The organism is Deinococcus pimensis DSM 21231 (assembly GCF_000519345.1).
Classification (GTDB): Bacteria; Deinococcota; Deinococci; order Deinococcales; family Deinococcaceae; genus Deinococcus_A; species Deinococcus_A pimensis.
Genome location: NZ_KI912679.1, coordinates 51,845 through 52,183, shown reverse-complemented (window position 1 = coordinate 52,183; position 339 = coordinate 51,845). Strand labels below are relative to the sequence as shown.

General features: G+C 72.3%; 1 protein-coding gene. It reads left to right on the top strand.

The features are described from left to right. Positions 1–339: DUF4153 domain-containing protein (locus tag DEIPI_RS35005; protein WP_157464148.1), on the top strand; the 339-nt coding region annotated here is incomplete at both ends.

The following is a 339-nucleotide window of genomic DNA, read 5'->3' as shown; positions in this document are numbered from 1 at the left end:
CTTCGAGCTCGTGACGGTCGCGGCGCTCGTGCTGCCCCTGCTGCTCGGCGCGCACGCCCTGCTGCCCGCGCGGGCCCGCTCCGGCGTCATGTTCCGGGGGCTGAGCCTCGTGGTGGTGGCGCTCGTCGCGGTGATGCTGGTGTCGGCGGTGCGGCGCATGCTGCTGTACGTGAGCGCGTACGGCCTCACGGAGGACCGCCTGCTGACGGTGGCCGTCATGACCTGGGTGGGCCTGACCCTCGCGTGGTTCGTAGTGACGATCTGGACGGGCCTGTACCACCGCTTCGCGTTCGCGGCGCTCCTCGCGGGCTTCGCCGTGGCGCTCGCGCTGAACGTGCT